This window comes from Paracoccus albus (genome assembly GCF_027913035.1).
Taxonomy (GTDB): Bacteria; Pseudomonadota; Alphaproteobacteria; order Rhodobacterales; family Rhodobacteraceae; genus Paracoccus; species Paracoccus albus.
In genome coordinates, this window is sequence record NZ_CP115775.1 from 2159405 (window position 1) to 2181500 (window position 22096).

Sequence of the window (22096 nt, forward strand, 5' to 3'; positions counted from 1 at the left end):
GCTTTACATTCAAAAGATCAATCTTGTCCGGTCAATCGCATGCCGGACGCGGCAAAGACAGCTGGTGGCGCTTGACCGCACTGGCCGTGCATCAGGGGGCGGCGATCACGGCCAGGCCTGGCCTATTCCGGTTTTTCGCGAAAATCTCCCTTCGCCTTGCCGCGAAGCGTTTCGGTCATTTCCGGTTCCACTTCGCTGCCATCATAGAGCCCCAGCGTGACCCCGCGCCGCGCCGAGTGCGGGCCCATGGCCTCGACCTCCTCATCCGACAGCGCCGTTCGCTGCGACATGCGGCGCGCCCAGGCACCGAGATGCGTGTAAAGGCGATCAATCTCCGCCTCATGTTCGGTCAGTTCGCCGAGGTCATGGAACTCGTCGGGATCGGTTTCGTGATCGAACAGCATCGGCCGGAAACCGCCCTCGAAATGGATCATCTTCCAGCGGCCGTCGAAGATCATGAAGGCGCGGGCATCGCGCGGCTTCAGACCCAGCTTCTTGCGAAGCGGCGTTGTGGAATAGTCGAATTCGCAGATCACATAGTCACGCCAGTCCTGGGGTGGCTTGCCGTGCAGCCAGCCGGTCAGCGCGCGTCCCTCGATCACATGGTCGGGCACCTTTGCGCCGGTCGCCTCGACAAAGGTCGCGGCAAGGTCGATGGACTCGACCAGAGCATCGCATGTCGTGCCGCGCGTCGCATCGGCCTCCGGCCGCGGATCATAGATGATCATCGGGATCTTGACCGCAGCTTCGTGGAAGAAATTCTTTTCGCCCAGCCAGTGATCGCCCATGTAATCGCCATGATCCGAGGTCAGGACGATCATCGTGTCCTCCATCCGGCCGGTCGCCTCCAGATGTGCCATAAGCCGCCCTATCTGGTCATCGCATTGCTTGATCAGCGCCATATAGGCGGGCAGGACCTTGTCGCGCACCTCATCGCGCGAGATGCTTTGGGCAACGCGCGTGTCCATATAGGCCGCATAGACGGGATGCGGGTTTTCGCGCTCGATCTCGCTGCGCATGATCGGGATCAGGTCATCCGGGCCGTAAAGTTCATTGTAGGGCGCCGGGACGATATAGGGCCAGTGCGGCTTGATATAGGACAGGTGGCACAGCCAGGGACGCGCGCCCTCCCGCTCATCGACGAACCGTATGGCTTCGGTGGTCAGCCAGGGCGTCTCGCTGTCTTCCTCGCGGATATTGGCTGGCATGTTTGCGTTTTTCATGAACCATGCCGAGGCGATTTCGCCGTCTTCGGTGATCCCGGCATTCGCGTTCTCGGACCACGGGTTCGCCGCCGGATAGCCCTTTTCCTTGAGGTACTCGTTATAGGGCGACCGGCGTTCGTCGTAAAACCCGTCCGGCCCCTCCGGCCACAGCCCGTCATCGCGGATCACCACGTCAAAGCCGCATTCCGACAGGCGGGCCCCGATCACGCTGTCGGGCGCGATGCCCAGCCGTTCCAGACCCTTGGCATCCGCCTCCATATGGGTTTTTCCGACCAGAAACGCATCCATGCCATTGGCGCGAAGATGGTCGCCAAGCGTCATCTCGCCCACTTTCAGCGGGAAATTGTTGCGATGCGCGCCGTGGCTGTGAACATAGCGCCCGGTATAGAAGCTCATCCGTGACGAGCCGCAGATCGGCGACTGCACATAGGTTCTTGTAAAGCGCACGCCCTTGGCGGCCACGGCGTCGATATGCGGGGTCTTGAGCGTCGGATGCCCGGTGCAGGACAGGTAGTCCCAGCGAAGCTGATCGAACATCACGAACAGAATGTTTCTGATCTGACGGGTCATTGAAGAACCTTTCTTTCTGGTGTCCGTTTCGAGCGGACGAAGTGCAGGACGATCAGGGCAATGCTGAGACCGATCGCGCCCAGGTTGATGACGGTGACCGGCGACATCAGCGCGACGACAAGCGCAAAGCGGACAAGGCGCTCGACGAGGGACAGCCGCATCCGGTCAAATCCGACCAGCGAAGAGCCGCACATGTAAAGCGCCAACCCCAGCCGCAGCACCGCCCAGACCCACAGGCCCGCGGAAAACACCGCGCCGGAATCCGAAACGCCGAGCAGGATCGGGTTGTAGACGAAGGCGAAGGGGATCAGGAAGATCATCGCCCCGACGCGCGTCGCCTCGACCGCGGTGCCAAGCGGCTTGCCCTGCGAAATGGCCGAGGCCGCATAGGCGGCGATGGCCACGGGTGGCGTGATGCCCGCCGCGACGCCAAAGAAAAAGACGAACATATGCGCCGTCAGGGTCGAGACGCCCAGATCGGCCAGCGTCGGCCCCATGACCACGATGATCGCGATATAGGCCGGAAGCGTCGGCATCCCCATACCCAGAACGACGCAGCCGATCCCGGTGATCAGCAGCGCGAGAAACAGCGACGCATCGAAGGCCGAGTTCAGCAGAACGGCAAATTTCGTCGGCACACCCGTCGCCGAGAGCACCGACACGATGATTCCCACAACGCCGATGGCAATGGCCAGTTTCGCCACCGTTCGCCCACCATCGGCAAGCGCCGCGACAAGCAGCAGCGGGTTACGCCGGATTTCCGGGTTGATGGCCGAAAGCGGGATCAGCAGGAAGATTGCGGCGATCGACGCCCCTGCCGGCGACATGCCGGACACGAGCAGCCAGACGATCAGGAAGATCGGCGCGAAGACCAGCACCAGATTCAGCCAGTCCTGCCGCGTCACCTCGGTATCGTCATCGGTCAGATGGATCCGGTCGCCAAGACGCGCACATTCGAAGGCCACCGCCAGAAACAGCGACAGGTAATAGGCCACGGCTGGCACCAGCACGGCCAGAACGACCGTCAGATAGCTGACCCCCACATAATCGGCCATGACGAGCGCTGCCGCACCCATGATCGGTGGCAAGATCTGCCCGCCGGTCGATGCCGTCGCCTCGACGGCGCCGGCAAAGTTCGGTGAAAAGCCACGGCGCTTGATCATCGGGATCGTCACCACGCCGGTGCCGACGACATTGGCGACCGCACTGCCGGACACCGTGCCGAACATTGCCGAGGCGACAATGGCGGCATAGGCGGGTCCGCCGCGAAGATGGCGCATCAGGTGAAAGGAAATCCGGATCATCGACTGTCCGGCACCCACGCCGTCAAGGATCGACCCCAGAATAATGAATGGCAGCACGGTCGACAGGACAATCGCCATGATCGAGCCGACAATCCCCTGATCGGCATCATACCAGATATTCTGCGCCACCGTCTCGGCAATCGAGCTTGTGGCCGTCTGCAACATCCCCGGCCAGTGCTGCCCGGTGACGAGATACAGAAACGCGATCAGCCCCAGCATTGCAATCGGCAGACCCCAAGCCGCCCAACACAGGATCAGCGTGATCAGCGCTATGGCCGTCGCCATCCAAGCCTCGCGGGTGGTGAAGAACATCACCGACTCGTTGAGGATCTTGTAGACGACGTAATAGTCCCAGCAGATCCAGACCGCGACCGACGCCAAAGCAACCCAGCCGAGGATTTCGGGCAGCGAAAGACGGCCCGAGGACTGACGCACGCTAAGATGCGTGAGCACCACGGTCACAATGGAAGCGCCATAGAAAAGCGGCCTGAACCAGCTGACCGGAAAGGGACCGATCCTCGGCAAAACCCCATAGGACGGCAGCACGTTTAGAAGCCCGATCACCGCCACGAACAGCCCCAGCAGAAGCGTGGTGGTTTCAAGTATGGATCGTTTCGCGACGGTGTCGGAACCGGTCATGGTACTCCCCCCTGTGAAATATGGTCAAAGCCCGGCCGCGTGGCTCAGCCGGCCGGGCGCAGACTGTCCGGGATCTCGATGCCCTGCTCTTCGTAATAGCGGGCAGCGCCCGGATGCAGAGGCACGTTAAGGTTCAGGAATGGCTGCTCCTCATCGATCGGGCGCAGCAGCATGTTCTGCGCCTTCATGTCGTCGAGATTGTCCCAATAGGCCTTGGTCAGCGCATAGGCGTTGTCATCCGTCATCGACTGGTTGACCGCCATCGTCATCGTGGTCGAGATCGTCTTGAGATCCTCGTCCCCGTTTGCCTGACCTGAATAGGTCCCCGCCGGAATATCCATGACGGTCAACCCGGCTTCGCTCACAAATCCGTTCAGCCCGTCAGAGCCGACGACGTCGTCCGGCAGGCCAAGAATGCGGATCTCTCGCTGAAGGCTCAGCTCGTTCAGCGATTGCTGACCGACCGCCACGGCGGGAATGAAGACGTCGAATTGCCCGTCCTGAAAGGCCTGCTGTGCCGCGGCCCAGGGCGCACGGATGCCCTCGTAATCCTCGCCATCCTTCAGGCCGCTCGCCTGTTCGATCATGCCGCGGATCTGCAAATTCGCGGAACCGGCCGGGGCACCGATATAGACACGCTTGCCCGAAAGGTCGTCCCAGCTGTCGATGCCGGAATCGGCCCATGCGATCACATGGAACGCCCCGCCCGGAAACCCGAACAGCGACCGGAGGTTCGCGTGCAGTTCGGCGGCCTGCTCACCCTGTGCGGCGTAAGGTCCGGTCCCCTGCTTCATCGCGGCAAGCGCAATCGGCGGTACGACGGCCATATCGGTCTGACCGGCCGCGACCTTGAGGCCCGACTTGGTCAGTGTCTGGCCCAGAACGACCTGCAGGTCGACGCCTTCCTCTGCGGCATAGGTCGCCAGCGTCTGGGGCACCAGCCCGGTCAGCGAAGCCGGTGCCGCGCCCTCCACCGAGAGCGTATCCGCACTCACCGCATGTGTTGCGGCCACCGTCATCGCCGCGGCGATGGTAACATTTCTGATAATCGATTTCATGGTAGCGTTTCCTTCTCCCTGGGTTGTCGACCACAGCATTGCGGCCGGTCTTATGCGCGACGAAAAGCCGACGCCCGGTCGCGCAGCGCTTTGGCGAACAGCGTCACATCTATGGCGACACCGACGAAATTGGCGCCCGCATCACGGCATTCCGAGATCATCTGATCATCGGTGGACAGCACGCCGGCACTGAGACCCGCGCGGCGGATGCGCCGCAGAGCGTCAAGGACCGCTGCCTTGACATCCGGGTGTCCCGGATTCCCGCGATGCCCCATATCGGCGGCGAGATCGGAGGGGCCGATGAAGATCCCGTCGATCCCCTCGACCGACAGGATGTCGTCCAGTGCCTCCAGACCAGCACGGTTCTCAACCTGCAGGATCAGGCAGATTTCGTCGTCCGCCGTCTTCAGATAGTCGGGAATCGCCGCGAATTGCGACGCCCGCGCAAGGGCCGAGCCGACGCCGCGCACCCCCTCCGGCGGATAGCGCGTGGCGCTTAGAATACGCCGGGCCTGCTCCGCCGATTCAACCATCGGAACCAGCAATGTCTGCGCGCCAAGATCAAGCGCCTGCTTGATCCGCGCCGTATCGTCATCCACCAGCCGGACCACGGGCGACACATCATATCCGGCCAGAGCCTGCAACTGGGCAAGGACGCTGCGCGTGTCGTTCGGCGCATGTTCGCCGTCGATCAGCAGCCAATCGAAGCCCGCCGTCGCGGCGATCTCGGCCGCATAGGGATCGGCCATGCCCAGCCAGCAGCCAAATGTCGTCTCTCCCTTGGCCAGCCGGGATTTCAGGGTGTTTTTCGGGGCGCTCATGCGGGATCTCCTGCGAAACTGACGGCGACGGAACCGAACGGGCCGAATTCGGCCTCGATCCGGGTACCGGGCGGGCATTCGATGGGGGCGATGAAGGACCCGGACAAGACAACCTGCCCGGCCTCGATCCTTTGGCCATATTGCTGCATCCGGCGGGCCAGCCAGACCAGCCCGGTGACCGGATCGTCCAGCACCGCCGCGCCCAGCCCGGTGGCCTCGACCGCGCCATTCTTGCGCAGGATGGCCCCGACCCAGCGAAGATCATGGGCATCGGGCGCGTGGCGCTCGGCGCCCAGGACGATGCCGGCATTGGCGGCATTGTCGCTGACCGTATCGACGATCACGCGCGGCTGGCCGGTTTCGGGGTCCTTGCGCATCACGCGGGTGTCGAGAATCTCGATCGAAGGAACGACGGCCTCGGTCGCGGCAAGCACCTGTTCGCGCGTGACCTCGCCATCCAGCGGGGCCTTCATCACAAAGGCGATCTCGGCCTCGATCCGGGGCTGGATGAAGCGGCCCGCGGGCACCGTCGCGCCGTTCTCGAACAGCATATCGTCATAGAGCACGCCGCTGTCGGGGGTTTCGATCCCAAGCGCCTGCTGCATCACCGTCGAAGTCAGCCCGATCTTCCAGCCAATGATCTTGCGCCCGGCGGCAAGCTTGCGGGTCATCTGGGCGCTCTGGATCGCATAGGCGTCATCCAGCGTCATGCCGGGATGGCGACGCGACAGCAGACCGGTCTGCACCCGGCTGTCCTCTGCTTTCAGCAGGTCATCGGCGGCGGCCGCGATCTGTGCTTCGGTCAGCATCATTCGTCCTCGACACCGTTGCGCAGGATGCCGATGCCTTCGGCCTCGACCTCGATCACATCGCCGGGGACCAGCCATTTGGGCGGATCGAACCGCGCGCCCGCCCCGGTCGGCGTGCCGCAGACGATCACGTCGCCGGGAACCAGCGTGCAGAAGGTCGAGACGTAGTTCACGATAAAGCGGAAATCGAACATCATGTTCGAAGTGCGGTCCTGCTGACGGATCTCGCCGTTGACGCGGGTGGTCAGTTCGATGTCATCCAGCTGCGTGGCATCGCGGAACGGCACCAGCCACGGCCCGATCGCGCCGGTAGAATCCCAGTTCTTGCCCTGCGTGACGTTGAATTTCGCATGGCGCACCCAGTCGCGGATCGTGCCTTCGTTGCAAAGCGTCAGCGCGGCGATATGGTCATAGGCGTCTTCGCGGGCGATGCGGCGGCCCGCCTTGCCGATGACAATCGTCACCTCTCCCTCATAATCCAGTTGCGGGCTTTCGGGCGGTCGGATCAGGTTCTGCCCATGTCCGGTAAAGCTGCGCGGAAAGCGGATGAACATGGATGGCTTGGTCGGCTGCGCCTGCCCATCCTTGTATTCGGCGTTGCGGTCGGGAAAATTCACGCCGATGCAGATCAGCTTTTCCGGCGCTGCGATGGGGATGAGATATTCCACATCCTCTTCGGCAAAGGCGGGCTTGCGGGTTTCGGCGGCGCGGATCAGCTCTTCCAGCGCACCGGCCTCGATCACCTGTTGCAGCCCCTTGAAGCGGGTGCCGAATTCCGGTGTCAGGTCGATAATGCCATCATCGGTCACCAGACCGTAACGGTCGGCCCCATTGGCGCGGAATGCGGCGATGCGGGCGGGTATGGCTGTCATGAAAGCCTCCTCAGACTATTCCGCCGAAGCAGAGATATTTGATTTCGACGAATTCCTCGATTCCGTAGCGCGACCCTTCGCGGCCCAGACCAGAGGATTTGATGCCGCCAAATGGCGCTTCGGCGGTGGAAATGAGGCCGGTATTGATCCCGACCATGCCGTATTCCAGCTGTTCGCCGACCTTCCACGCCCGCGCCAGATCGCGCGTGTAGAAATACGAGGCGAGGCCGAATTCGGTGTCGTTGGACATCGCCACGACCTCGTCATCCGCCTCGAACCGGAACAGCGGCGCGACCGGACCAAAGGTTTCCTCATGCGCGACGGCCATGTCCTGCGTGACGCCTGTCAGCACCGTCGGTTCGAAGAAGGTGCCGCCAAGCGCATGGCGATTTCCGCCTTGCGCGATCTGCGCCCCCTTGGCGGTTGCATCGGCGATATGCTCCTGAACCTTGGCGACGGCATTGTCGTCAATCAGCGGGCCGAAGACCGTGCCGTCCTCCAGACCGTCACCGACCTTCAGCGCGGCAAGCTTCGCGCTCAGCTTTTCGGCGAAGGCATCATAGACCCCGCCCTGCACATAGATCCGGTTGGCGCAGACACAGGTCTGGCCGTTATTGCGGAACTTGGCGATGATCGCGCCTTCGACGGCGGCGTCCAGATCGGCATCGTCAAAGACGATGAAGGGCGCATTTCCGCCCAGTTCCAGCGCCAGTTTCTTCACCGTCGGCGCGGACTGACGCATCAGTTCGATGCCCACCTCGGTCGAACCGGTGAAGGTCAGCTTGCGCACCTTGTCGCTGGCTGTCATCACCCCGCCGATCGTGCGGGCCGAGCCGGTGATGACCGAAAACAGCCCCGCCGGAAGTCCGGCACGCTCGGCCAGAACCGCCAGCGCGATGGCTGAGAACGGCGTCTGCGAGGCGGGTTTCAGCACCATGGCACACCCTGCCGCCAGTGCCGGACCGGCCTTGCGCGTGATCATCGCGTTTGGAAAATTCCAGGGCGTGATCGCCGCCACGACGCCGACTGGCTGCTTGATGACGACGATGCGCTTGTCCGGGGCATGGCCGGGGATTACATCGCCGTAAACCCGGCGCGCCTCTTCCGCGAACCATTCGATGAAGGAGGCACCATAGAGGATCTCGCCCTTGGCTTCGGCCAGCGGCTTGCCCTGTTCCAGGGTCAGGATACGGGCCAGGTCGTCGGCATTCTCGATCATCAGATCATACCAGCGACGCAGGATCGCCGAACGTTCCTTGGCCGTTCGGGCGGCCCAATCTTTCTGCGCCGCCTCGGCCGCCTCGATGGCCGCGACGGTTTCCGCCTCGCCCAGATCGGGGACGTGACCGATCACGTCACCCGTCGCGGGATTGCTCACCGCAATCCCCCCGTCCTTGGCCGGGTGCCAGGCGGCGCCGATCAGCGCCGCCGCTTTCAGAAGGGATGCGTCCTTCAGCATGGTGTCCCCTTACGGTGCGATGATCGGGCTGGCCTTCAGCCCGCTTTCCGACGGCTCGACGCCCTGGAACAGCGAGCCATGTTCGAACCAGGACCGCGGCGCGGGTGCGCCCCAGAGGGTCTGGCGCTGCGGGTCTTTGAGGTCCCACTTGATCGCTTCCAGATCGGGATCGACGGTCTGGTAATCCGAGCAATAAATCTCGATCCGGTGACCGTCAGGGTCGAGGATGTACAGGAAGAAGGCGTTGGAAATTCCGTGCCGGCCCGGCCCGCGCTCGATATTGCCGACATAGCCGGTCGTCGCCATCAGGTCGCAGAGATCGATGATGTTCAACGGCGTCGGCACCCAGAAGGCCGTATGGTGCAGGCGCGGGCCGGTGCCGTTGGTGAAGGCGATGTCATGCACGCCGCCCTTGCGATGCGTCCATGCCGCCCAGAGACGGCCGGTTTCCTCATCTTCGGTATATTCGGTGACGCGGAAGCCGAGTTGGTTGTAGAAATCGACGGCCTTGTCGACATCAGTGGCAAAGCAGTTGAAATGGTCGATGCGCAGCGGCTTCACGCCGCGATAGAGCTCGTATTTCTGATGAATCGGCTCAAGGCGGTCCATCTTGAAGTAGAACTCGATCGGCATGCCGAAACAGTCATGCGTGCGCAGCGTGCGGCCCTGATAGGCGCGCTCGACCCATTCGACCGCGTGACCCTGTTCCTTGAACCAGTCATGGGCCTTGTCCAGTTCGCCCTCGTCAAAAACCTTGAAGGCCAGGCTGCGGACATTCGAGTCATCGGATTTGCGCAGCACCATGCAGTGATGGCCGCGTTCCTCCATCGCGCGCAGGAAGATGTGCTCGTCGTCTTCATCGGTGACCTGAAGCCCCAGCGTATCGACATAGAAGGCGCGGCTGGCGGCCAGATCCTTCACGCCGAACACGACATGGGAAAGGCGGATGATGTTGAAGGGCGGATACAGGTTCGGTGCAGGAATTGGCATGGCTTCTCCTCCGGAAAAAACGTCGTTCTGATGGGCGGATCAGCCGCCCAGCTTCGGGATCTTGTGGCTCGCGCGCGGGAATGAGACGTTCACCGTCTCCATGTAGAAATCGAAGGACCAGTCGCCGCCGTCGCGGCCGATGCCACTGGCCTTGACCCCGCCGAAAGGCGTCGGCAGGTGACGGACATTTTCCGAATTCACCCACATCATCCCGGCCTGCAGATTGTCCGTCATCCGCATGGCCCGGTTCAGGTCATTGGTCCAAAGGTAAGCGGCCAGCCCGTATTGCACGTCATTGGCGATCGACAGCGCGTCATCTTCGTCCGTGAAGGGGATGGCGGTCAGGACCGGGCCGAAGATTTCCTCTTGCGCCACGGTCATGTCATTCGTCGCCGCGGTGAACAGGGTCGGCGCGACAAAGCAGCCCTGATCACCGATCTTCTCGCCGCCGGCGGCAATGGTCGCACCTTCCTCGCGGGCCTTTTCGAAATAGGAGAGGACTTTCTCCTCATGCTCGGGATGGATCAGCGGGCCAACAACGGTTTCCGGGTCCAGTGGATGGCCGACCTTGATGCGTTTCGCGACCTCGGCCACGCGGGCGGTGAAATCGTCATAGATGCTCTCCTGCACAAGCAGGCGCGAGGACGAGGTGCAGCGCTCGCCATTCAGCGAATAGATCATGAAGGCGGCGGCATCGACGGCGCGGTCCAGGTCAGCATCGTCAAAGACGATGACCGGGTTCTTGCCGCCCAGTTCGAAATGCACGCGCTTCAGGGTTTTCGCCCCCTGCGCCATGATCAGGCTACCAGTGCGGCTTTCGCCGACAAAGGCGATGGCCTTGATGTCGGGGTGCTCGGTCAGCCGCTTGCCGGCATCCTCGCCAAAGCCGTTGACCACGTTCAGCACGCCCTTCGGCAGCCCCGCGCTTTCGGCGATCTCGACCAGCAGCTTCGCGGTCATGGGCGAGAACTCGGCCGGTTTGTGCACCACCGTGCAGCCCGCCGCCAGCGCCGGCGCGATCTTCCAGGTGGACAGCATGAAGGGCGTGTTCCAGGGCGTGATCACCCCCACCGGCCCGATCGGGCGGCGCGAGGTCGTGTTCATCTGCGTCGGCGTGCGCGTCACCTGCCCGTCTTCGGCAGAAGGTGCCTGATCGGCAAAGAACCGGAAATTCGCAGCACCCCGGATCGCCGCCTTGGACATGAAGCGCAAAGCCTGCCCGGTATCCATGCATTCAGTAAAGGCAATTTCCTCGGCCCGCGCCTCGATCGCCTCGGCCACCTTGATCAGGATCCTGCGGCGTTCCGCGCCGGGCATTTTCGACCAGTCGGCAAAGGCACCCTTTGCCGCCGCGACGGCGCGGTCAATGTCCTCTTCCGCACCTTTCGCCACCTGCGCCAGCACCGACATATCGACCGGCGAGACGGTTTCAAACATCGCGCCGGAAACCGCCGGAACGGATTCGCCGCCGATATGGTTCAGGACGCCCTTTTCGCGAAACCCGGCCATATAGTCGCTGGCCTTGCCAATATTCTCATCAAGAACACTCATGTCTCAGTCCTCTTTTTTAAGCCGAGCGTGGATCGGCGTGTCTTTCCAGCTGAGCGCCGGATTGATCTCCCGGATCCCCAGCGACAGGGCGAAATGTTGGCTGGCGAGCGGCCCGGCCAGACAGTCCTGAAGCGCCGAAAAGATGTGCTGACCGGCCGCCTGCAGGTCTTCTTTCGAGCGCCCTGCACCGACGGACAGCGTGCATGCGGCGAAGTCATTCTCGGGGTGATCATCCGCAACGATGCAGTGATCCGCACAAAAAGCCCGCACCCGGATCCCCGCCAGCGGAAAGATCTCCGCCTCGACCATCGCGGCATGGGCCGCGCTGCACAGGTCCCGGATATCCGCGCGCCGGGCAAGTCCCGGCGAATATTCGATTCTCAGATGCGGCATGATTCCACCTCCATGTATTTAACATGTTAAATTATTAAGCGCTTGTCAATCATTAACTTGTGAAGCAATATACTCTGAAACCAGAAAGATCCGCTTCGGATGACACAGATCAGATCCAACCCCGCCATCGGACTTGCCCGCGCACGCCGGAATCTTCCGATGTCTCTTCTGCGCGCACGCGAACATGTGATGGAACGGTTTCGTCCGATGCTGCACAGGCATGACGTGACCGAACAGCAATGGCGCGTCCTGCGGATCTTGTATGAAAGCGATGGGATGGACGCGACGGATCTGGCGGCCGGTGCCTGCGTTCTCGCACCATCCCTGTCCCGCATCATCAGAACCCTCGAATCCCGAAACATGATCGAGGTGGGGAAAGACCCGAAAGACAGGCGCCGGGCGACGATCCACTTGAGCCTGAAGGGCGAGGAGTTCATCAAGGAAGTCGCTCCCGAAAGCGCCGCGATCTACCGCGAGATCGAGGCAAGGGTCGGCGTCGACCGCATCGAAACCCTGCTCGACGAGATCGACAAGCTCATGGCCGCGCTGACCGCGCCCGAAACCCCGGTCTGACCCGACCACCCCGTTCATGGTCTAGCAGTACAGGGTCTGAATGTCGGTATATTCGGCCAGCCCTTCCTCGCCGAATTCGACCCCGAAGCCCGAGGACTTGACCCCGCCAAAGGGTGCATTGGGCTGAATAGCGCCATGCCTGTTGATCCAGACCGATCCGCATTCCAGCCGCGCGGCGATGCTTTTGGCTTTCTCGACGTCCTGCGACCAGACAGATCCGCCCAGCCCGTTTTCGGAATTATTGGCCTGCGCAATCGCGTCCTCGATATCCGAATATCTGATGATCGGCAGCACCGGGCCGAACTGTTCCTCAGCCACCAGCGGATCATCGGATGAGAGATCCGCAATCAGGGTCGGCGGAAAGAAAAGCCCTTCGCCCGGTTCGCCACCCAGCAGAACACGACCCCTCTTCTTCGCATCCTCGACCAGACGGCTGACCTTGTCGAACTGCATCTGGTTGTTGATCGGCCCGAGCGAGGACGACTCATCCTCGCCATTCCCGACGGTGACGCCGGACGCATAGGCCACCAGCGCGTCACAGACAGCGTCATAGACGTCTTCATGCACATAAAGCCGCTTCATCGCCGCGCAGGTCTGGCCGTTATTGTTGAACCCGCCCCAGAACAGCGCCTCTGCGATCTGGTCCGGTTCGACATCGGGCAGAACGATTCCGGCATCATTGCCGCCCAGTTCCAGCGTCAGGCGCTTCATCGTGTCCGCCGCGCCCTTCATTACCTTCTTGCCCGTAGCGGTCGAGCCGGTGAACACCATCTTGCGGATCCCGTCATGCGCCGACATCGCGCCGCCGATATTGGCCTGCGCATCATCGGAGGTGACGATATTGACGACACCGGCGGGCAGGACCTCGTTCATGATCTCTACCAGCCGAATCGTCGCGATGGGCGTATAGGGCGATGGCTTGATGACCACGGTATTGCCGGTCCTCAGCGCGGGCAGGATATGCCACACGGCAATCATGACCGGGAAGTTCCACGGCGTGATAGACCCCACCACCCCCAAAGGCTTGCGGTGCAGTTCGATCCGGCCTTCGTTATTGTCCTGAATGACCTTCATGGGCAGCGACAACCCGGCGGTATAGCGCGCCCATGCGACGGCACCGCCAACCTCGCGACGCGAACCGCGCATGTTCAGCGGCTTGCCCTGTTCGCGGGTCAGCAGCCGCGCCAGTTCATCCGCATTTGCCTCGATCCTGTCGGCAACGGCCAGACAGGCCCGGGACAGCTCTTCATCCGATTTTTGCGACCAGGACGGAAACGCCCGCCCAGCCGCCGCGACAGCGGCATCGAGATCGTCCAGCGTCGCATTCGCGACCGTGCCGATGCTTTCGCCCGTCGCCGGATTCGTCACATCAAAACTGTTTTCTGCGTCAACCCGACGCCCATCAATCACCATTTCATAGTCAGACATCTTTTTCTCCCATCATGTTTCCGGGTCGATTCGTGGAATTAAGCTCGGCAAGGCCGCTCACGACGCGCCCTTGATGAATTCGGCCGCACGGGCCCCGATCATGATGCTCGGCGCATTGGTATTGCCGGATATGAGATTCGGCATGACCGAAGCATCCGCCACCCGCAGCCCGTCGATACCACGCACCCGCAGATGCGGATCAACGACGCTCATGTCATCCGCCGCATCCCCGATCTTGGCCGTACCGACCGGGTGGTAAACGGTCTTGGCCGAATCGCGGATATGCGCGATCAGGCTGTCCTCGGTGTCAGGCCCCTCTTCCGGCAGACGCCGCCGCCCCAGCACCCTGCTAAGTGCCGGTTGATCGAGCAAGGACAGCGCCAGCCGCAGCCCCTTCAGCGACAGCTCGACATCGCCCGGATCGGTCAGCACACCACCCCTGAAAAGCCCCTTGGTCTCTGGATCGCTGCTGCGCAACTCGACACTGCCGCGCGATTTCGGGCGCAGCACGCACACCGAAAAGCTGATCCCGTGCCCCTCGATCGGAGCGACGCCCGGCGCACCGGAAAAACCGGGCATCATGTGGAACTGAATATCCGGTCGCCCGCCGCCCGAGACGTCCACAAAACCGCCCGCCTCGATCATGTTGGACGACAACAGCCCGCGCCGCTCATAGAGATAACGCAGCATGTGACCTGCGCCACGGAACAGCCGATCCTCGCCATAGACCGAGATCGGCTCGGCAGTTTCGGCCTCGACCGGGATGGCCATATGATCCTGATAGTTCTGACCCACACCCGGCAGATCCGCGACCAGCGGAATACCCAAAGCGTCCAGCTTTTTGCGCGCGCCAATGCCCGAACGCATGAGGATCAGCGGCGAGGCCAGCGCGCCCGCGGTCAGCACGACCGCGCGCGCAGCGGTAATCTGCCGCCCATCGACAAGCCGGACGCCGACGGCACGACCGTTTTCGATCAGCACGCGATCCACGCGGGTTTCGGTCATCACCGTCAGATTCGGACGTTTCAGCGCCGGTTTCAGAAACGCCTTCGCAGACGAACAGCGGCGCCCTTCCGAGATGGTCGTCTGGTAAAATCCGACGCCTTCCTGCCGCGCGCCGTTGAAATCCGGATTGGACCGGATCTGCGCACCGTTGCAGGCATCCAGAAATGCCTCGGCCAGCGGATGGCGGTGACGCGGATTGGACACGATAAGCGGACCGTCCTGCCCGTGATAGGGCTCGCCGAAATCGCGATTTCCCTCCAGCCGCTTGAAAACGGGCAGCACATCGTGCCAGGCCCAGCCTGTTGCACCAGCGGCGGCCCAGTCATCGTAATCCTGCGCCTGACCGCGAACATACAACATCGCATTGACCGACGAGCCGCCCCCTAGGACATAGCCCTGCGGCACAAGGAACGGCCGGTTGTTCAGACCCTCCTCCGCTTCGCCTTCGTACACGATGGCATCGCGACCGCCACGCATTACCTTGAAGAACGTCGCCGGGATATGGATCCACGGATTGATGTCACGCCGCCCGGCCTCGATCAACAGGACTTTCAGGCCCGGATCGGCGCTGAGTTCGGCCGCAAGAACGCAGCCGGCCGATCCGCCGCCTGCCACGATGATGTCAAAATCCGCCAACCTCTACCTCCCCCTCAAACCAGTAATTCTATGCTTGACTACATAACAAGTTAACTATTAACATGTTCATTGTCGAGTCCTATTTCCATCGACATGCATTCGTCAAGTTTCGGGGAGGAAAAGATGAAAGCACTGCACAGCATCGTCGCCGCGACGGTTCTTGCCACGCCTCTGGCGGCGTCGGCTGAAACGACCGTCCTGTTCAACAATTTCCTGCCACCGCCAGACGTTACCAACCGAAACGTCGTGCAGCCCTGGCTGGAAAGCATTGCAACCGCAACCGACGGCAATGTCATGATCGAACAGCCCTCGGCGTCGCTCGCACCGCCGAATGAGCTGCTGAATACGGTTCAGCAGGGAATCGCGGATGCCGGCTTCGTCATGGTCGGCTTTCTGGAAAATTCGAATCCGCTGCTGCAACTGACCCTGCTGCCCGGCATCAACACCAATGCCGAGGATTCATCTGTCGCGCTTTGGCGGACCTATCAGGAACATTTCGCAGAGGCGGACCAGCTGGACGATGTCAAGCTGCTGGGCCTGATCACCGTCACGCCGGGCCATATCTATGCGATGGGCGATGCACCGATCGAAGCGGTCGGTGACATGGCCAACCTGAAAACATGGGGCCTGCCCGGTGTGTCCTCACGCGCCCTGTCCTCGCTTGGCGCCGTTGTGACCCCCGGCCCTGCCGTGCGCATGTACGAGGTAATCTCGGGCGGTGTTGTCAATGCTTTCTGCTGCGTCAACTACCCGGCGCTAGAAGCGTTCAACGTGACCCAGTTCATGAATTCGGCAACCGAGATCCCCGGCGGGTTGTTCGCCCCCACCTTCGCCTTCTTCATCCGCCAGGATATCTGGGACAGCCTGCCGCCCGAAGATCAGGAGGCGATCACGAATGTCTCGGGCGAAACCATGGCGCGGCTGGCAGCCGGAATCGACACGGAATATGCCGAGGCCAGGCAGCGCTTCATCGATTCCGGCGGGCAGGTTCTGGAAGCGTCGGACAGTTTCGTGGCCGATGCCAATGCAGCGTGGGAGCCGCTTCGCGCCGAATGGATCGAAAATGCCGATGCCGCAGGGATCGACGGCACGGCCGCGCTGGCCTTCTATCGGGAACAGCTTGAACAGCTGGCGCAGGAGTAACAACCTTGGCCCGCATCTGGACTGTTACGGAACGCATCCTTCAGGCCGTGATGGTGCTTTTCCTCAGCGCAATGGCGTCGATCACCGCGATCGACGTCGCCGGGCGCTATCTGTTCGGCATCCCGCTGGCCGGCGGCTATGAGATCGTTCAGTACCTCATGGCGTTGGTGGTTTTTGCCGCGCTGCCACTGGCGACACGGGCCGAGGCGCATCTGACCATCGACCTATTCGCCAATCAGGTGCCGCAACGGCTCCGCGCCCCACATCGTGCCATCGTGCTGGGTTTCTCCGCGCTGGCACTGGCGCTGATAGCCTGGCGCATGACAGCGCAGGCCGGCGTCATGACGCGATCCGAGGCCGTCTCGGGCTCTCTGGGCTTTCCTCTCGCGCCGATCGCCTATGCGATGGCCGCGCTTGGATGGTTTTCGCTGCTGATCTGTCTGACATTGCTGGTTCTGGTCGTGCTTGGGAAAGACACCGGACCGACCGAAAACGCTCATCTGGAAGAAATCGAATGACCCTGTCTCTGATCGGTTTCGCAGTGCTTCTGGCGCTGTGCTTCTTTGGCGTCCCCTTGGGTTTTGCCCTTATCCTGACCGGCGTTGCGGGCTTTGCCTGGGCGCGCGCCGATATGGTAGGCCAGGCGCTGGTGTCCTTTGGCGACGGCGGGCTGGAGTTGAACATGCGGGCGGTGAACGCGGCTTTGTCCATGTCGGGCCAGCAGATGTTCGACGTCGCCAGCTCCTATAGCCTGACGGTGATTCCGCTGTTCGTCCTGATGGGTGCATTGATCCACCGAAGCGAGCTGAGCCAGGACCTCTACGACGCCGCCAACGCCTTCCTTGGCCATCTGCGCGGCGGGCTGGCGATGGGAACGATTACCGCCTGCGCAGGTTTCGCGGCAGTCTGCGGATCCTCGATCGCCACGGCAGCCACGATTTCGCGTGTGGCGATGCCGTCCATGCGGCGCTATGGCTATCACGACAAGCTGTCGACCGGCTCCATCGCGGCCGGGGGGACATTGGGCATCCTGATCCCGCCTTCGGTTCCCATGGTCATCTATGGCCTGCTGTCGGAAACCGATATCGGCCAGCTGTTCATCGCCGGCATCATTCCCGGCATTCTGCTGACCCTGCTTTTCTTCGTCGCGATCCTGATCGTGACCACGCTCGATCCGGGGACAGGGCCGCGCGGTCGGGCGATGCCGATGGCGGAAAGGTTTCGCGCGCTGCTGAAGGTTTGGGGGATCGTGCTGATCTTTGCGATCATCATAGGCGGGATCTATTTCGGCGTCTTCACACCGACCGAGGCCGCCGGGATCGGCGTTTTCGCGGCCGGAGCCTTTGCCCTTGCACGCGGCAAACTGACCTTTCGTGCATTGTGGGACAGCATGGTGGAAACCGGCATCACCACCGGCATGATCTTCGTCGTCGCAATCGGCGCGCTGATCTTTTCGAACTTCGTCAACCTTGCCGGTTTCACCCGTGCCATCACCGAGTTCCTGGGCGGGCTGGACGTGTCACCGATCTGGATCGTCGTCGCGATCTGCGGGATCTATCTGGCAATGGGTTGTGTGTTCGATTCGCTGGCAATGCTGATCCTTACGGTTCCGATCTTCGCCGCGATCCTTGAGCCGCTTGGCGTCGATATGGTCTGGTTCGGCATCGTGGCCGTAATCGCGGTCGAGCTGGGCCTGATCACGCCGCCGGTCGGCATCAATGTCTTCGTCGTCAAATCGGCCACCGACAATGTGGATATCTGGACGATCTTCCGCGGAGTCTTCCCCTTTGTGATCGCGATGGTCGCGCTGCTGATCCTAGTGCTTGTCGTCCCGGGCATTGCGACCTGGCTTCCTGGCGTCATGCGCGGCTGAGCGCCATCGCACCTGCAGAAAGGCCCCGGCCCCGATGTCTGAATCGGGGCCGGGGCCGAGCTGTCTTCAGAGACCGGAATGACAGCGCGTCACCCGTTGTAATCGCTGTCCGAAACCTTCTCCATCCATGTCACGGGCGTGCCGTCGATGCTTTCCTGCACGGCGATATGGCTCATCGCGGTGTCGGATGCAGCGCCGTGCCAGTGCTTTTCTCCGGCCGGGAACCAGACGACATCGCCCTGCCGGATCTCCTCGACCGGGCCGCCTTCGCGCTGCACGCGCCCGCGACCGAAGGTGACGATCAGCGTCTGCCCCGCCGGGTGGGTGTGCCACGCGGTGCGGGCGCCGGGCTCGAACGTGACCTGCGAACCACTGGCTCGGCCCGGTTCTTCGGCGGCGAACAAGGGGTCGATCCGGACCGTCCCGGTAAAATAATCCTCGGGGCCGGGATTGGAGGGATTGGCGCCTGCGCGGGTGATCTTCATGGTGGTCTCCTTGGCGTTGCGCGTCAGTCGCGCAGTTTCTCGAAACGATAAGTCAGGGCGGGGCCACCGGGCTGGCCATAGGCAAGCTCGGCGGTGACCATGGCGAAGGGCTCGACAAAGCGCGCGCTGCGCAGCCCGCCCGCCTCGAGCGGGTCGAAACCGATGTCGCGGATCAGCTCGCGCGCCACCTCCTTTGCGCCCTCATCATCGCCATAGATCAGCAATTGCGGGCGCGGCGTCTGGTTTTTGCGGGCGAAGACCGGCGCGAAGCTTTCCGAGGGGCTGGTGTTGAAGCATGACACCCACCGCGCCTTCGGACGCATTCGTGCCAGCTCCTCCGCGCCCGAACTGGTCGTGCCGACCACGAGATCGGAATTGCTGTCATCCAGCGGAACGCAGCAATTCAGCACGATCTTGCCGGAGAGATCCCCGGCCCGGTCCAGCACCTCCGCGACATTCGACCAGTGGACGGCCAGCAGGATGGCGTCGGCATCGCGCACCGCAGCCGCAACCGGCGCCGAGGTCGCGCCTGCCTGCTGTGCCAGCCGGTCCAGCTTGGCTTGGGTGCGGGCATAGCTGAAACAGACCTCATGGCCGCATTCGGACCATAGACGGCCAAGCTTTCCGCCCATCAGGCCCGAACCGAGGATCGCGATTTTCATGGCCGTCCCCTCTCTGAACGGAGGCGGGGCCGTGCCCCGCCTGCGCGATTACTCTGCACGGTTTTCGAACACATCCTTGGCGACCGGCATGGCGGAAAACACCTTGGGCCAGCCCGCATAGAAGGCCAGATGCGACAGCACCGCGCCGGCTTCTTCCTGGGTCAGGCCGTTATCCATGGCGCGGTTCAGGTGGAACGTCATCTGTTCCGGCTGTCCGCCCGCAATCAGCGCAGCGACAGTCACGAGGCTGCGGTCGCGCGGGGCGAGATCGGGACGCAGCCAGAGATCGCGGAACAGCACCTCGCGCGTGTTGTCCACCACGCCCTGGCTGACATCGCCATACTGGCCGCTGACATTTTCCTCGCGCGCGGCCTCGGCCTCTTCATCGAGCGGCAGGAATTCGGGATCGGCGCCGGGCAGGTCTTCGGCTGCGATGCCGCGCGCCTCGAAGACCGGCGCCGCGGCCTCCGCCGCCGCCAGGGCGTTCCCCCAGCCGGTATAGAAGGCCAGATGGGTGATGGTTTCGGAAATCTCGGCAGGCGTGACACCGGCATCAAGGGCCAGCTCGATATGGGACCCAAGCGCCGTGCTGTCCTGCCGGGTCATCAGCGCGGCGAAGGTGACGAGCGCGCGGTCACGCGCGGGCAAGGTCTCATCGGCCCATTCCCCGCCGAACAGCGCGTCATTGGCATAGGCTTCCAAAGCGGGCGCGACCTGACCGACGGATTGCGGCAGCGTGGCCGCGGGGTCCTGCGCAAGGGCCGGAGTCGTGGCGAGGGCAAGGGCGGTGGCAAAGATACGGGTCTTCATGGCGATCTCCTTTTCGGGTGTCGTCTCGCCTTCCATCTGGCCGCGCGAGGCCGCGAATTAATGACCGTATCCCTCACGCCAATCATGATTGGCATTCATCAATCGGGCGATCGCCTTGGCTCGCGCAGCGCGTCGAGAACCAGACCGAAGGCCGATGAGGGGCGTTGCCGGCTGGGGTAGTAAAGGTGAAACCCCGGAAAATACGGCGAAAACGCGTCGAGACACAGACGCAGCGCCCCGGATTCGAGATGCGGCGCGGCCAGCCGTTCCGGGATCAGCGCCAGGCCATGCCCGTCTAGCGCGGCCTGCATCACATGGTTGATCGTGTTGAAACAGGCCTGCCCGCTGACCTTCACATTGATCTCGTGACCGTCACCATCCTCGAACTCCCACGCATAAAGCCCGCCATGATTCGACAGGCGCAGATTGATGCAAGCGTGATCCGACAGATCCTGCGGGGTCTTTGGCGTGCCCTGTCCCTCGAAATAGGCCGGCGCGCCGACGCAGATCATCCGCTCGTCCGGCCCGATCCGCATGGCGATCATGCCGTCGCTGACCTGTTCGCCATAGCGCACCCCGGCATCGCACTGCGCGGCGGCGAGATCGGTATAGCCGTAATCCATCACGAATTCGACATTCACCGCCGGGTGCTCCTTGAGCACGGGTGAAAGTTTCGGCCACAGAAGCGACTCGATTGCATATTCCGTGCCGGAGATGCGCACCGTTCCCGTCGGCTCGCGCTGCGCGTCGTTCAGCGCCCGCAAGCGATCCTCGATCTGCGCGAAACAGGGGTTGAGCGTGGCCAGCAGATCCTCACCTTCCAGCGTGGGGGCGACCGTGCGCGTGGTGCGCGTCAGCAGCCGCAGGCCAAGGCGCTGTTCCAGCCCCTTGATCGTATGGCTCAGCGCGGATTGCGACACGTTCAGACGGGCCGCGGCACGGGTAAAGCTGCGCTCTTCGGCGACGGCGGCGAAGGCGATCAGGTCGTTGATGTTTTCACGGATCATCGGGGCGGCGGCGCCTTCAGTCTGAGGGATCATCTGGCATTGCCTCAACTTACAGGCGGACCATGCGCAAAGTCGATGGGGCGCGTGCATCAAGCGGCGAACGAACCCGGCCAGCCCCCTTTGGGCAGGCTGGCCGGATCGTCAGCCTATCTGCCGATCATTCGGCATATTCCGCGTCGGTGACTTTCACGCCCCAAGTCACGGCCGAGCCGTCCACATTGGCCTGGATGGCGTAATGGGTGACCGAGGTGCTCTCGGTCGCGCCGTGCCAGTGTTCGACACCCGGCGGGCACCAGACCACGTCGCCGGCCTGCATCACCTGCTTTTCCTGCCCGCGCTCCTGCGTCCAGCCGGTGCCGGCGGTCACCACCAGCATCTGACCGGCCGGGTGCGTGTGCCAGGCCGAGCGTGCGCCGGGCAGGAACGTCACCTCGCCCGCGCTGACGTCGTTCATCTGCGCCCCGAAGACCGGCGCGACATAGGCGGTGCCGGAAAAGAATTCTTCGCTGCCGATTTCGCCCGCGCGGTCTTCGTGCCGGGTGATCTCCATCGACTGGGCAAAGGCGGCGGGCGCGGTCAGGGCCAGGGCAATTCCGGCGGCAATCAGTCGTGTCATCAGTCGTTCCCTTCATCATATGCGTTTTCCGATGACCCCAAAGGTAAAGGGCGGAAGCGGCGGCATCATGGCCCGCCTGCTCAGACCGTTCATGAGCCGACCTCATGAGTGCCAGCGATCCGGCGGGCATTATCCCACGCATTTCAATCGCTAGCTTATGCGGCGA

At 62.7% G+C, this 22096-nt stretch carries 21 protein-coding genes; 4 read left to right on the forward strand and 17 right to left on the reverse strand.

Going from position 1 to position 22096, the window contains the following annotated elements:
- Nucleotides 1-122: 122 nt before the first annotated feature.
- From PAF20_RS10800 to PAF20_RS10845, 10 genes are read right to left on the reverse strand one after another with little or no spacing between them, the layout of a single operon-like run.
- Complete coding sequence (locus PAF20_RS10800) at nucleotides 123-1796, reverse strand: sulfatase-like hydrolase/transferase (RefSeq protein ID WP_271070650.1); 1674 nt, start codon at nucleotides 1794-1796, stop codon at nucleotides 123-125.
- A complete protein-coding gene (locus PAF20_RS10805) occupies nucleotides 1793-3739 on the reverse strand; it encodes a TRAP transporter permease (RefSeq protein ID WP_271070651.1) in 1947 nt (648 codons plus the stop codon). The genes PAF20_RS10800 and PAF20_RS10805 overlap by 4 nt, the downstream gene beginning before the upstream one ends.
- Before the next feature lie 44 nt (nucleotides 3740-3783).
- Nucleotides 3784-4797: a TAXI family TRAP transporter solute-binding subunit gene (locus PAF20_RS10810; protein WP_271070652.1), complete on the reverse strand. Its 1014-nt coding sequence runs from the start codon at nucleotides 4795-4797 to the stop codon at nucleotides 3784-3786.
- 50 nt (nucleotides 4798-4847) lie between these two features.
- Nucleotides 4848-5618: an HpcH/HpaI aldolase/citrate lyase family protein gene (locus tag PAF20_RS10815; protein ID WP_271070653.1), complete on the reverse strand. Its 771-nt coding sequence runs from the start codon at nucleotides 5616-5618 to the stop codon at nucleotides 4848-4850.
- Entirely contained in the window at nucleotides 5615-6427 is an 813-nt protein-coding gene (gene hpaH / locus PAF20_RS10820) for a 2-oxo-hept-4-ene-1,7-dioate hydratase (protein WP_271070654.1), read from the reverse strand. The genes PAF20_RS10815 and hpaH overlap by 4 nt, the downstream gene beginning before the upstream one ends.
- A complete protein-coding gene (locus PAF20_RS10825; protein WP_271070655.1) occupies nucleotides 6427-7299 on the reverse strand; it encodes a fumarylacetoacetate hydrolase family protein in 873 nt (290 codons plus the stop codon). The genes hpaH and PAF20_RS10825 overlap by 1 nt, the downstream gene beginning before the upstream one ends.
- Nucleotides 7300-7309: 10 nt before the next feature.
- A complete protein-coding gene (locus tag PAF20_RS10830) occupies nucleotides 7310-8758 on the reverse strand; it encodes an NAD-dependent succinate-semialdehyde dehydrogenase (protein WP_271070656.1) in 1449 nt (482 codons plus the stop codon).
- Between the two features lie 9 nt (nucleotides 8759-8767).
- Nucleotides 8768-9748, reverse strand: coding sequence for a 3,4-dihydroxyphenylacetate 2,3-dioxygenase (gene hpaD / locus PAF20_RS10835; protein WP_271070657.1), 981 nt, complete (start codon nucleotides 9746-9748; stop codon nucleotides 8768-8770).
- Between the two features lie 39 nt (nucleotides 9749-9787).
- Nucleotides 9788-11299, reverse strand: coding sequence for a 5-carboxymethyl-2-hydroxymuconate semialdehyde dehydrogenase (gene hpaE, locus PAF20_RS10840; RefSeq protein WP_271070658.1), 1512 nt, complete (start codon nucleotides 11297-11299; stop codon nucleotides 9788-9790).
- A gap of 3 nt (nucleotides 11300-11302) precedes the next feature.
- Nucleotides 11303-11692 (reverse strand): 5-carboxymethyl-2-hydroxymuconate Delta-isomerase, encoded by a 390-nt coding sequence (locus PAF20_RS10845; protein ID WP_271070659.1) that lies wholly within the window; start codon nucleotides 11690-11692, stop codon nucleotides 11303-11305.
- A gap of 99 nt (nucleotides 11693-11791) precedes the next feature.
- On the opposite strand from PAF20_RS10845, the gene hpaR reads away from it, so the two are divergent.
- Nucleotides 11792-12265: a homoprotocatechuate degradation operon regulator HpaR gene (gene hpaR, locus PAF20_RS10850; protein ID WP_271070660.1), complete on the forward strand. Its 474-nt coding sequence runs from the start codon at nucleotides 11792-11794 to the stop codon at nucleotides 12263-12265.
- Between the two features lie 21 nt (nucleotides 12266-12286).
- Here the strand turns inward: hpaR and PAF20_RS10855 are convergent, their stop codons facing one another.
- A complete protein-coding gene (locus PAF20_RS10855) occupies nucleotides 12287-13693 on the reverse strand; it encodes an aldehyde dehydrogenase family protein (protein WP_271070661.1) in 1407 nt (468 codons plus the stop codon).
- A gap of 57 nt (nucleotides 13694-13750) precedes the next feature.
- Nucleotides 13751-15334 (reverse strand): GMC family oxidoreductase, encoded by a 1584-nt coding sequence (locus PAF20_RS10860; RefSeq protein ID WP_271070662.1) that lies wholly within the window; start codon nucleotides 15332-15334, stop codon nucleotides 13751-13753.
- Between the two features lie 123 nt (nucleotides 15335-15457).
- Here PAF20_RS10860 and dctP point away from each other — a divergent pair, with 123 nt between their 5' ends.
- Genes dctP through PAF20_RS10875 form a run of 3 tightly spaced genes read left to right on the forward strand, consistent with a single transcriptional unit; the run spans nucleotide 15458 to nucleotide 18350 of the window.
- Nucleotides 15458-16477, forward strand: coding sequence for a TRAP transporter substrate-binding protein DctP (gene dctP / locus PAF20_RS10865; RefSeq protein WP_271070663.1), 1020 nt, complete (start codon nucleotides 15458-15460; stop codon nucleotides 16475-16477).
- 5 nt (nucleotides 16478-16482) lie between these two features.
- Nucleotides 16483-16995 (forward strand): TRAP transporter small permease, encoded by a 513-nt coding sequence (locus PAF20_RS10870; protein ID WP_271070664.1) that lies wholly within the window; start codon nucleotides 16483-16485, stop codon nucleotides 16993-16995.
- Complete coding sequence (locus PAF20_RS10875) at nucleotides 16992-18350, forward strand: TRAP transporter large permease (RefSeq protein ID WP_271070665.1); 1359 nt, start codon at nucleotides 16992-16994, stop codon at nucleotides 18348-18350. The genes PAF20_RS10870 and PAF20_RS10875 overlap by 4 nt, the downstream gene beginning before the upstream one ends.
- A gap of 89 nt (nucleotides 18351-18439) precedes the next feature.
- Here the strand turns inward: PAF20_RS10875 and PAF20_RS10880 are convergent, their stop codons facing one another.
- From PAF20_RS10880 to PAF20_RS10900, 5 genes are all read right to left on the reverse strand, one after another.
- Entirely contained in the window at nucleotides 18440-18835 is a 396-nt protein-coding gene (locus tag PAF20_RS10880) for a (R)-mandelonitrile lyase (RefSeq protein ID WP_271070666.1), read from the reverse strand.
- Nucleotides 18836-18858: 23 nt separating this feature from the next.
- On the reverse strand, nucleotides 18859-19497 hold the full coding sequence (locus tag PAF20_RS10885) for an NADPH-dependent F420 reductase (protein WP_271070667.1): 639 nt from the start codon (nucleotides 19495-19497) through the stop codon (nucleotides 18859-18861).
- A gap of 48 nt (nucleotides 19498-19545) precedes the next feature.
- The gene (locus tag PAF20_RS10890; RefSeq protein WP_271070668.1) at nucleotides 19546-20307 is read right to left on the reverse strand and encodes a carboxymuconolactone decarboxylase family protein; all 762 of its coding nucleotides are present in this window, start codon (nucleotides 20305-20307) and stop codon (nucleotides 19546-19548) included.
- Between the two features lie 98 nt (nucleotides 20308-20405).
- Entirely contained in the window at nucleotides 20406-21347 is a 942-nt protein-coding gene (locus PAF20_RS10895) for a LysR family transcriptional regulator (protein ID WP_271070669.1), read from the reverse strand.
- A gap of 124 nt (nucleotides 21348-21471) precedes the next feature.
- Nucleotides 21472-21930 carry a (R)-mandelonitrile lyase gene (locus tag PAF20_RS10900; protein ID WP_271070670.1) on the reverse strand — a complete coding sequence of 153 codons (459 nt, stop codon included), beginning with the start codon at nucleotides 21928-21930 and terminating at the stop codon, nucleotides 21472-21474.
- Nucleotides 21931-22096: the final 166 nt, after the last annotated feature.